The following is a 9,801-nucleotide window of genomic DNA, read 5'->3' on the forward strand; positions in this document are numbered from 1 at the left end:
GGGAAGAACACTTCCAGTATCTGTATGAATCGTATCTGCTCAAGAAGCATATTGGTCTCAGCAGCCCAGAGATCAATTACTCTATCACAAATAAGCTGAAACGTGCTACTGAGCACTCATCAGGAGATCTGCAGCTACTCGAAACACTCCAAGAGTTGGATAAAAAGATCGATGTACTGCCTGCAAGCTCATTGCTTTCTGATGTGTTAGTGAACGATCCACCAACACTGCACTAACACAATGATAGGCCCATAAATAATACGTGGGCCTACTCTCATTCAACGCTCTGTCTTGCATTCGTACAAGCTTTAAACAATAGTTAATGGAGAACTTTATGCACCACAATACAATAATCGAACACCTCTTGTCACAAATAAATCATACACACCACTTACTTACACAGTATCGCCCTCTTTTGGATTTCATCCGTAACAAATCTCTCTTTCCTTTGCAAAGTATGGACGAGACTATAGACGATGCGCTGGAATTTGCGGATCCAGAAGATCAAGTATATTATCATGATGCTCAGGAAGCATGTAACAAAGACCTATATCGCGGACCATTGGACATTCTCAATGATATTGAAAAATGCCGTGTCAATAATGTTGCTATGATCCGAGATATCTTGGATGCATTATGCGAAGGTCCGGCATTTGAAGGAGAAATCAATGTAGACAGGGCATTCTATCGCTTCAAAGAGTTGGATCACAAAATTAACAAAATATTGCCCACATGTGTATACATCATGGTCAGTGTCTGGATGTTGCTAAAAAAAATCAACAATCAGAGCGAAATATCAAAGTTTTGGTATCAAATAGACGGTTACGAGCACTTTATGGAGAATATGATAAGAATTGTGAAAAGATTATGGGAACCTGCTGTAAGGTACCAGAAAGTACCCATCATCACTGTAGTAAATGATATATTGTCACAATACAGTAATGAGAAGAGAGGAAGAGTAATAATATCGTCATATGACATAACTGAACCAGTACGTCTAGATGTTCACTTATTTAGGTGTGCATTGGATGATGTTTTGAGCAATGTCCTAAAGTATAGCAGTGGAGAAATAGAGTTGGTCCTAACCAATGACTACTTGGATGTACAGGATACCGGCCACAAACTCCAAGAATGTGATAACGTGCTGTACAATTTTGACAGCAATGAATCAAAAAAGTATGGTGACATGCTGTCGTATAGCAGATTAATGATGCTAAGGGCAGGTGGTGATATGTCGTGCATGCTCTACGGCCGCCGTACCGTGTTCAGATTCAATTTCGAGGTTACAAAGACTGCGCGTTAATGGTGCGATGTCCTCAGAATTCGTGATTACACAAAGCAACGCTTCTCCTTCACTACCCACATTCGACGCTCCTCAGTTGTTATCATCATTAGAGTGTCGTCCAATGTGGGTCATAGCAATCCAATGAGGCAATTTCAGGGGAATGGTAAAGCACACATTCTTCTTCAGCCCCCTCTCATCGTATGAATATGTCTGCCAAGACATATCAAAAATAACATACACTCTTTGTGGAGAGATGAAATAAAAGCACGGTCAAAAGTAAGCGTACTTATCTCACTTTACCTTTAAAGTTAGAGGCGCTGATGTGCTGGAAGTTAGGTGTTATAGGGTCTGGAGTGTGGTGATGTCGATTTCAAGTTGCTGGCTACAGCTTTACACCAAGTAGCTCTAAAATATATGCTAAGATATCTGAATTATGCAAAGAGCTGGGTATTACAAGACAAACCTTGTATAGGCATGTGAGTCCTAAAGGAGAGCTAAGAGAAGATGGTTTGAAGCTTATAAAGCAGAAAAGCCGCTGGAGTCCTAGCTGATGGGGTCAGTGATAAAGCAAAGGTTGTTTCACAGTGTGGTTAGAGGAGGGATATAAATGTTATACTATATACTGGATGTTATGCTATAGTATTGACAGTACAGACGAACAAACTAGCAATAAAAAAAATGAAAAGAGTAAAAGATTGTCCTGTCAAAAGGGATGAGAAAGAAGAATGGATAGAATGTGGCAAGGGGCTTAAAGCAATAGAGGTAGCAAGGCATCTATTATTAAGAAAGGAGCCGATAGACAAGATATCGGAGATAACAGGTTTAACGCGGAACGAAGTACGTGATTTATAGGTACTACACTCATGAAACTACCGGTAGGAGTCAGCGATTTTAGAGAAATAGTAAGAGAAGAGTATGTATTTACCGATAAGACTCTTTTAATCAAAGAAGTGTTAGAAGACGGTGCGAAGGTGATTTTAATCACCAGGCCCAGAAGATTTGGGAAGACGTTGAATCTGTCGATGTTATACTACTTTCTAGACAATAGTTGGCCGAAAGATGAGAATTTGTTTGAGAAGCTGAATATAGGTCAGGACAAGGCCTTTTGTGAGGAGCATCAGAATCAATATCCAGTGATATTCATATCGTTTAAGGATGTGAAGCAGTCTACATACCAAGGAGCATACGAGGATATTGTATGTCTTATTATGGAGCTGTACGAAGTACACAGGTATTTACTTGAAGTAGATGGATTGCTATCAGATAGTGAGGCAAGGATCTTTAAGGCATTAATGAACAGAGAAGGGAAGCCATCTGATATCAAGTCAGCACTTAGGCGGTTGTGCCTGTATATGTATAGGAAGTATGACAAGAACCCAATTATATTGATAGACGAGTACGACACACCGATACAAGAGGCTCATCTGCACAGATACTACGGGGAGATGGTAGAGCTGATGCGGGGCATATTGGGGCAGGCATTAAAGGATAATAGTTATCTGACAAAAGCTGTGGTTACTGGCATCACCCGTATCTCACAAGAAAGTCTATTTTCTGGGTTGAACAACATCTCGGTATATTCGATGCTGAGGGAGAGGTTTGGGCAATACTTTGGATTTACAGAAGATGAGGTTGTAAAGCTACTGGAAGAAACAAAGCAACCTGTATCGCTTAGTGAAATAAAAGAGTGGTACAACGGGTATCAAATAGGCAAACATGTATTGTACAACCCCTGGTCTATAATTAACTGCTTAGACAACGAAGGAATATTAAAGGAATACTGGGTCAAGACATCAGGAAACGAGTTGATAGAAGAGCTGTTAAAGGATGCAAAGCCGGAAGTTAGGAAGGAGTTTGAGGAGTTGTTGCAGGGGAAGGTAATAACGCAAGTGCTGTCTGAGAATTTGGTATTTCCGGACATAAAGAAGAAGCCGGAGGCTTTATGGAGCCTGTTACTGTATGCAGGATATCTGAAGGTGCTAAGTAGCAAGTTTATGGAGTATCACCTTGTATGTGAGATATCTGTACCGAACAAGGAGGTTGGAGGAGTATATAGTCAAATAGTATCTGAATGGTTTAGCGAGGCAGGAAGCATAGACTCATACAACAGCTTTGTAAGAAGCTTGATGGATGGAGATATGGAGAGGTTTGAGATGTATATCACAAGCTACATAATGCAAAGCGGTAGCTACTTTGACTTTAATGAGAACACACCAGAACGAGTATTTCATGTGTTTATATTAGGGCTAGTAGTGGGATTAAGAGGAAAATACTACATACGCTCTAATCAAGAGTCAGGGCTTGGAAGGTTTGACGTAGTGATGTTGCCAAAGCAGAGTGGAAGAGCCGGCATACTACTGGAGTTCAAGGCCACAGACGACCCAAAGAAGCTGAAGACAAAGGCGCAAGAAGGGTTGAAGCAGGTAAAAGATAAGCAATATCTGGAGATTTTTAGACGGAACGGAGTGAAGGAAGTACTGGCGATAGGGCTCGCATTTTGCGGGAAGCAGATGTGTTTGGTGCATGAGAAGATTGTGATTGATGTAGTGCCAGTGCAATCAGTGGGCAAATAAGCGAGGTACTAATGGAGTCGTGGTGTAATGAGACTGTTTTGGACTTTTTCCAGACGGGGATTGAGGAAGAAGTGAGGGTCAAGTTTAAGGAATTAGAGGAGTATCGTCCCGAGGAATGTGGCTACTTTTTGAAGGAAATTTGGTATTATATCTACATATATCATATCTAAAAATACAGTCTAGTAATATTTCTAGTGTGAGAAGCTGAGGTTGTCCCCAAAAACTGGAGTGTACCCCAGAACAAGCGGGTTTTATCAAACTTAAAGGTGTTTCATTTCTACAGAGTTTTGGCGAGATACCTATGATGGTGTGACTATGATGCCTGTAACTATGTTGTTGTGTTTGGGAACAAGCCTACAACCTCTCCTACAATGTGTAATTCCACATACGAATACAGTTGATTGGTTTTAAGGCACGTAAAACAGTTTTGGGAGTTTCTCTGTAGAATCGAGGCAATGTTATTTATAATTGCAATCACGTATTGTGCTGAATAAGGTAAGATTCTTACTGATTTTACAAGCAATAAAGAGGAGTCATCCCAAATGTTGTGTGTAAACGTAGGTTTTATAATGGCCACATCGGCTATCATCTTTGTATGAATAAACAAAGCCTGAGAGATTGGAAAAGTACTATCGTGTTTAAAAGCCTGACACCATTCAGGTATGCTATCTAATCCGATAATTGGTAGGACTTGCCTGTGTTCATTTGTTAATCTATACAAAGAAAAAGTAGGGCCATATATTAGCTCTTCTATATCTATTTGGAAATAATTAGCAACTTTTATTAAAGATGAGAGCGCTGGGACCGTCTCTACACCTTTGCATAGATCATAAATTGTCGAGTATGACATACACAAGATTTTTGATAACTTATGTGTGGACATACTATGTTTGTTCAGTAGATCTTGAAGCGTTTCTGATATGTTGAGATTGATGTAGTGATTAAATAGATTAATACGGTGTTGTCTGGATATCACAAGTTTGTCATAATCAATTTCTTTATGGCCTATTAATTGTGATAACGAAATGTTAAAGAAGTCTGCTAATTTAATAGCAGTATTAAGTTTTAAATCGTTAGGTGAAGACGATCTTATGTATAACAATGTGTTATACTGAATCCCTGATACATGAGATATGTCTTTCATCGTTAAAATTGTATTATCCAATAATCTTATAATGATTTCTATAAATTGCATACGATTCTTGTGGTAACTTTGAGTTGGCTAAAGTAGCAAAAATACTTTCTAATTATGCTATCTCTTGATTGTGATGAATCAGCACCTCTAATCCTTGGAGCAGAAGATGCTCTGGCTATAATATTATCTCTTGACTGTTTTATGAAATTGCTATATACATTAAAGAGTGTAGTGCATGTAACAGTCCTACAACATTTTATTATCGTATGGTGCTTAAAAGGAAACGTCATGGTGGATAGGATGAAAGGTCTATACTTGGGGGTGAGTACTGCACAGTAAGATACTACTGCTGCACGGTATCATACAGTTTTATAGTGATCAAACAGTTAATAGAGAGTGAACAACATGTGAGAAGTAAATTATTATAACATGAAACAAAAAAGTAACCTGGAGCGAGTCCAGATTACTATAAACAGTTTGTGATAAGCACAAACCCAACAAGCTTAGCTTATCATAGGACTGAAAACAGATCAATTTATTAATCTGTAACACATCGTTTGTTACAGGGCATCGTGGTGTTTGCTTACGTCTATGAGGTGCTATGAATAGGGATAACACAACCATCAACATTACCAACTTACTGCGGATAGCGCATCTCCAGAGGTTATTGATAGAAAATTCTGGTGTATTAGATGAGATTGTGCATGAGGTAACAGAGCCATTGTCTTATCTTAACGATGCAATAAAGGTAATCAAGGATAGTGTTGACTTGAAGCGATTTGAAAGATTGGCGGAGTGTATAGAGCAGATAACTGCAATGGATGACGATATAAGATCTATGACAGAGGATGATTGTAATGAGCTACGTGTTAATGAGGAGACTTGTTATAAGGTAATAAACGTCAATCAACGTGATGTGTTGTTACAGGAATTGGAACGCAAGGCAGCAAGGGTCTTGCCGATATGTATGGTTCTTGTAAAGAAGGCGGAGAGGCTGTTGTTTAAGGTTCGCGAGAAGATTGTAGAGATGAGGGATATATTACGAGATGTGGAGAGTGTGTGTGAAGAGGAGAAATATGATAAGGTAGTACATTTGTTGGTGGTATCGTGTGAGTTAATAAGGAATCAGGAGTGGTTCAGCAAGGGGATGAGCGAATTGTTGAAAAGAACTTGGCACGTAGTTGTGAATGACGAGGAGCTATGTATCAAGGATGTAATACAAGAGGTATTGGATGGTTGTGGTAGAGGTGGAAGGAGGATAAGTGTATTAGGTGAAGAAGTGAAGATGCATACAACAAAGGTATTATGGAAATACGTATTAGAGGATGTAGTGACAGAGCTGTTGAGAAGGAGTAATGGCAAGATAGAGGTAGTGGTACAAAAGACGAATGTAGAGTTAAGGGACTATGGTAATAGAATAGGAGAGGAGGAAGCGATAGGTATACTAAGGGATTATGGTAGTTGGAAGTTTGTGAAGTATGGTGCTGGGTTGTCGTATAGCAGATTGGTGATGTTAAGATTAGGAGGAGATATGAGCTGTGAAGTGGGTGAGGGATATACGGCATTTAAACTGAGGTATAGGAAATATAAGAAGGAGCACATGAATATACTCCGTTAATTTGAAAAGTTGGCGTTGTCGGGCTTCGGGCTTCGCACTTCGTTACGTATGAATATACGCGCCTCGTGCTCACCGCTTGCCCTCCTAGCTCCTTTCCAAATTCCCTGTCGTCTATTCTTTTCCATATTCTTGCAACTCTTAATTTACGAGCGGTATAGAAGGTTGGTGTTATATTAACTGAGAAAGGAAGGTGGTGATAGGGAAGATTTTAGGGGTTTGCAGAGTTCTAAAGTCGCGATCTACGTAAGGTAAGTGAGAGGCTAATTGAACAGCGTAGGTGGTATTGAGCTTAGAATGGAAGTAATTTAGATCAGGATTTAGGAGATTGGAGTTATGTGTATCGACGTAGATTAGAAGCCAAGGTTTGGAGTTGTTGGTGATTAAGAAATCAACAAAACGTTTATGTCTATCTTGTAAGTAGAAAAGAGAGAATTGACCATGTTGGAATTGGTTCCAGAAGAGAATGGCTTTCAAGAGATGAGAAGCGACGAGGTTTTGAAGTTTGAGATGTTTATCAGAGATAGAGGCCCAATCGGTGAGGAAGAGTCTAGGTTCGGTATAGAAAGCTCTAGGTAGGGAGTGATGCCAAGGGAGAATGGTGAAACAGAAGAAGAAATTTTGTAAGATTTTAATCCACTGGTGGATAATTTTAGCGGGTTGGAAGATGTGAGCAGGGAGTGAGTGGAGAGAGAAGCGTGAAGTGGTTTGGTGGTCCCAGGCATCTATGATATTAAGGAGTTGTGGTAATTTGAGGATTTTGGAGAATTGAAGGAGTAGAGAAGGTAAGATGTGTTGACGGTAATTGAGTTTCCATTGAAGGAAGAAGGAATGGGATTGAGAGAAGAAAGGCTCAGGGAAGCCGCCAAAGGTAAGGAGGTCTTGAAGAGTATGAGAACCAGGATTAGAAGGAGGAGAGATATGGGAGTGACGAGGAGAAGGATTGATAAGTTCAGCGAGAGACAGAGGGAATACGTTATGTACAGGGCAGGATTTAAGGGAGATGTGTTTGTGAGTGTGAAGGTTATGTGTGGAAGTGGAGATGGTATGGAGGTTAGGCTGAAGAGCGAGAAGTTTAGAGAGAAGGAAGCGCCAATAGTCGAAAGTGTTGATTTTGTGGCAGAAGATGATAGGAGGATGAGGAAGAACGGAGTTGAGAGGAATATCTCGAAGAGAGATGTCAAGAACAGATGTACCTTTTTTTCTGGAATTGATGAGATCGGAGTTAATAATAGAATGGAAGTGATAAGAATGAGAGATGAGGTTGGCGATATGGAACTTACCGATTTGAGGAGGTCCTTGAATGAGGGAAGCATGAGGGTGAGCAAGGAGGGATTGAGAGATAGCGGACTGGTAGATACGGATCATAGTGAATAGAGATATGAGTAAGTAGTAGTAGTGTAAGGTGAAGAGGAGAAGAAAAGCAATGGGACGCGTCTTTTAGAATAAAAGAAAATATAGATGCTTGACGTAGAAGCGAAGATAATATATGAATTGAAGTGAAGTATTGATGAATTGATGTAATAAGAGAGAAGTTATGAGTAAGGATGTTATGGGAATATCTGAAGAGGTAAAGAAGCAGAAGGAGGCGCTTGGATACATGTTGGAAATGTTGATATGTTCGAAAGGTATATTAGACCAGGTAAGCGTTATGGGAATAGGCAAGTTGTGTGGAGAGGAGGTAGGTGTTAAGAAGAGGGATGCAAGGAAGGTGTATTGTGATCGCCAAGGATTTGAGAGGTTATGGGAGTGCATAAGAGAAGTGAATGTGGAGTATGTGAGAGTATATGAGGAATTGCAAGGTATGTTGAAGGTACTGATGATATATGAAAAGGCTGAAGGTATAAAAGCATACAACGTAGAGCAGATAAGGGAATGGTTGTTGAAGGAGCAGTGGAGGTGCTTAGAGGTTGTAGAGTCTAGGATAAAGGAGGTTTTAAATATAATGGAGAGAGGAGAGAAAGGGGATTGGGTAGCGGTAGTAGATTTTGATGGAGCAACATATAGTCAGCTGTGTATTGTAAAGGATAGTTTGGAGTCCACTGTGTCTTCTTTGCGAGGAGGTTAGACATGGTGCTGTGTGGCGTATACCGAGTACTACCTAAAATGTAGATGGGCCCATAGTTATTAATTGGCTTGGCGTTACGGCAATTAACTCCCACCAAGCTTTAGCATATGTAGGGAACATTTCAATATAAATGCAATGGCTCTTATGGTATAGTCGTTAATATCATAATGTAGAGGCGTCATGGGAGACTGCACAGCTAAGGATTTAAGGGAAGCAAGTAAGGAGGAATTAATAGAGACTGGAAAGAGGCTAAAAGCTATAGAGATAGCTAGAAAGTTATTGTTAAGGAGGGAGCCTATAGACAGGGTTTCTGAGATAACTGGGCTAACACGCCAAGAAGTACAAAGTTTATGATGATATTTGTATGAAATTACCGATAGGACTCAGTAATTTTCAAGAGCTGATAAAAGGCAAATATGTATTTGCAGATAAGACGCTTCTTGTGAAGGACATAATGGAAGATGGAGCCAAAGTGATTTTGGTAACGAGGCCTAGAAGGTTTGGCAAGACGTTGAACTTGTCGATGATATACTACTTTTTAGACCATGATCAGCCGAAAGATGAGAATCTATTTGAGGATCTGCACATAGGGCAGGACAAAGCATTTTGCGAGGAGCATCAGCATAAGTATCCAGTGATATTCATATCGTTTAAGGATGTGAAGAAGTCGCGCTATAAAGATGCGTACGCGAATATAGTGACACTGATAAGTGAAGTATACACAGCGCATCAGTATTTACTGGACGGTGAGGTATTGGCGGAGCATGAAAAGACAAGGTTTGTGTCGTTGCTAAGGGAAGAGGGTGTTAAAGCCTATGTTGAAGCATCACTTCGTCAGCTCTGCATCTACATACGGAGGTATTGTGGGAAGAACCCAATTATATTGATAGACGAGTACGACACACCAATACAAGAGGCTTACCTAAAAAAATACTACGAGAAGATGGTAGAGTTGATGCGGTGCATATTGGGGCAGGCATTAAAGGATAATAGTTACTTAACAAAGGCTGTAGTTACGGGAATAACCCGTATCTCACAAGAGAGTCTATTCTCTGGATTGAACAACATAGAAGTATACTCGTTATTGAGAGAAGACTACGGGCAATACTTTGGGTTTACGGAAGA

At 40.0% G+C, this 9,801-nt stretch carries 12 protein-coding genes; 10 read left to right on the top strand and 2 right to left on the bottom strand.

The genetic code is table 11. From position 1 onward, the window contains the following. The 5 genes from EDM53_RS06080 to EDM53_RS06330 all read left to right on the top strand — a co-directional run. Positions 1–236: hypothetical protein (locus EDM53_RS06080; protein ID WP_165379551.1), on the top strand; the 236-nt coding region annotated here is incomplete at its 5' end. A gap of 221 nt (positions 237–457) precedes the next feature. Continuing rightward, positions 458–1,303 carry a histidine kinase gene (locus EDM53_RS01675; RefSeq protein ID WP_130121802.1) on the top strand — a complete coding sequence of 282 codons (846 nt, stop codon included), beginning with the start codon at positions 458–460 and terminating at the stop codon, positions 1,301–1,303. A gap of 660 nt (positions 1,304–1,963) precedes the next feature. After that, positions 1,964–2,137, top strand: a complete 174-nt coding sequence (locus tag EDM53_RS06085) for a hypothetical protein (RefSeq protein ID WP_165379552.1) — start codon at positions 1,964–1,966, stop codon at positions 2,135–2,137. Between the two features lie 11 nt (positions 2,138–2,148). Continuing rightward, positions 2,149–3,858 carry an AAA family ATPase gene (locus EDM53_RS01685; RefSeq protein ID WP_130121804.1) on the top strand — a complete coding sequence of 570 codons (1,710 nt, stop codon included), beginning with the start codon at positions 2,149–2,151 and terminating at the stop codon, positions 3,856–3,858. An 11-nt stretch (positions 3,859–3,869) separates the two neighbouring features. Next, the gene (locus EDM53_RS06330) at positions 3,870–4,028 is read left to right on the top strand and encodes a hypothetical protein (protein ID WP_207215407.1); all 159 of its coding nucleotides are present in this window, start codon (positions 3,870–3,872) and stop codon (positions 4,026–4,028) included. 158 nt (positions 4,029–4,186) lie between these two features. On the opposite strand, the gene EDM53_RS01690 is transcribed toward EDM53_RS06330, so the two are convergent. Then, positions 4,187–5,053 carry a helix-turn-helix domain-containing protein gene (locus EDM53_RS01690; protein WP_130121806.1) on the bottom strand — a complete coding sequence of 289 codons (867 nt, stop codon included), beginning with the start codon at positions 5,051–5,053 and terminating at the stop codon, positions 4,187–4,189. A 541-nt stretch (positions 5,054–5,594) separates the two neighbouring features. Between EDM53_RS01690 and EDM53_RS01700 the strand changes: the two genes are divergently transcribed. Next, on the top strand, positions 5,595–6,611 hold the full coding sequence (locus EDM53_RS01700; protein ID WP_130121810.1) for a hypothetical protein: 1,017 nt from the start codon (positions 5,595–5,597) through the stop codon (positions 6,609–6,611). A 168-nt stretch (positions 6,612–6,779) separates the two neighbouring features. Here the strand turns inward: EDM53_RS01700 and EDM53_RS06555 are convergent, their stop codons facing one another. Next, the gene (locus tag EDM53_RS06555; RefSeq protein ID WP_410528550.1) at positions 6,780–7,400 is read right to left on the bottom strand and encodes a DUF4143 domain-containing protein; all 621 of its coding nucleotides are present in this window, start codon (positions 7,398–7,400) and stop codon (positions 6,780–6,782) included. Between EDM53_RS06555 and EDM53_RS01705 the strand changes: the two genes are divergently transcribed. The 4 genes from EDM53_RS01705 to EDM53_RS01715 form a co-directional block, all read left to right on the top strand. Continuing rightward, on the top strand, positions 7,401–7,985 hold the full coding sequence (locus tag EDM53_RS01705; RefSeq protein WP_130121812.1) for a hypothetical protein: 585 nt from the start codon (positions 7,401–7,403) through the stop codon (positions 7,983–7,985). Between the two features lie 160 nt (positions 7,986–8,145). After that, positions 8,146–8,676 (top strand): hypothetical protein, encoded by a 531-nt coding sequence (locus EDM53_RS01710; protein ID WP_130121814.1) that lies wholly within the window; start codon positions 8,146–8,148, stop codon positions 8,674–8,676. Between the two features lie 180 nt (positions 8,677–8,856). Then, positions 8,857–9,030, top strand: a complete 174-nt coding sequence (locus tag EDM53_RS06095) for a hypothetical protein (protein ID WP_165379554.1) — start codon at positions 8,857–8,859, stop codon at positions 9,028–9,030. A gap of 10 nt (positions 9,031–9,040) precedes the next feature. Further along, on the top strand, positions 9,041–9,801 hold a 761-nt coding region (locus EDM53_RS01715; protein ID WP_165379555.1), incomplete at its 3' end, for an AAA family ATPase.

It is taken from the genome of Rickettsiales endosymbiont of Peranema trichophorum (assembly GCF_004210275.1).
In the GTDB taxonomy this organism is placed as follows: Bacteria; Pseudomonadota; Alphaproteobacteria; order Rickettsiales; family Midichloriaceae; genus RICK02.

What these genes read in the sequence shown, in the direction of transcription:
- EDM53_RS06085 (WP_165379552.1), top strand. Translation starts at nt 1,964, where the DNA reads ATGAAAAGAGTAAAAGATTGTCCTGTCAAAAGGGATGAGAAAGAAGAA.
- EDM53_RS01700 (WP_130121810.1), top strand. Translation starts at nt 5,595, where the DNA reads ATGAATAGGGATAACACAACCATCAACATTACCAACTTACTGCGGATA.
- EDM53_RS01685 (WP_130121804.1), top strand. Translation starts at nt 2,149, where the DNA reads ATGAAACTACCGGTAGGAGTCAGCGATTTTAGAGAAATAGTAAGAGAA.
- EDM53_RS06095 (WP_165379554.1), top strand. Translation starts at nt 8,857, where the DNA reads ATGGGAGACTGCACAGCTAAGGATTTAAGGGAAGCAAGTAAGGAGGAA.
- EDM53_RS01690 (WP_130121806.1), bottom strand. Translation starts at nt 5,053, where the DNA reads ATGCAATTTATAGAAATCATTATAAGATTATTGGATAATACAATTTTA.
- EDM53_RS01675 (WP_130121802.1), top strand. Translation starts at nt 458, where the DNA reads ATGGACGAGACTATAGACGATGCGCTGGAATTTGCGGATCCAGAAGAT.
- EDM53_RS06330 (WP_207215407.1), top strand. Translation starts at nt 3,870, where the DNA reads ATGGAGTCGTGGTGTAATGAGACTGTTTTGGACTTTTTCCAGACGGGG.
- EDM53_RS01710 (WP_130121814.1), top strand. Translation starts at nt 8,146, where the DNA reads ATGAGTAAGGATGTTATGGGAATATCTGAAGAGGTAAAGAAGCAGAAG.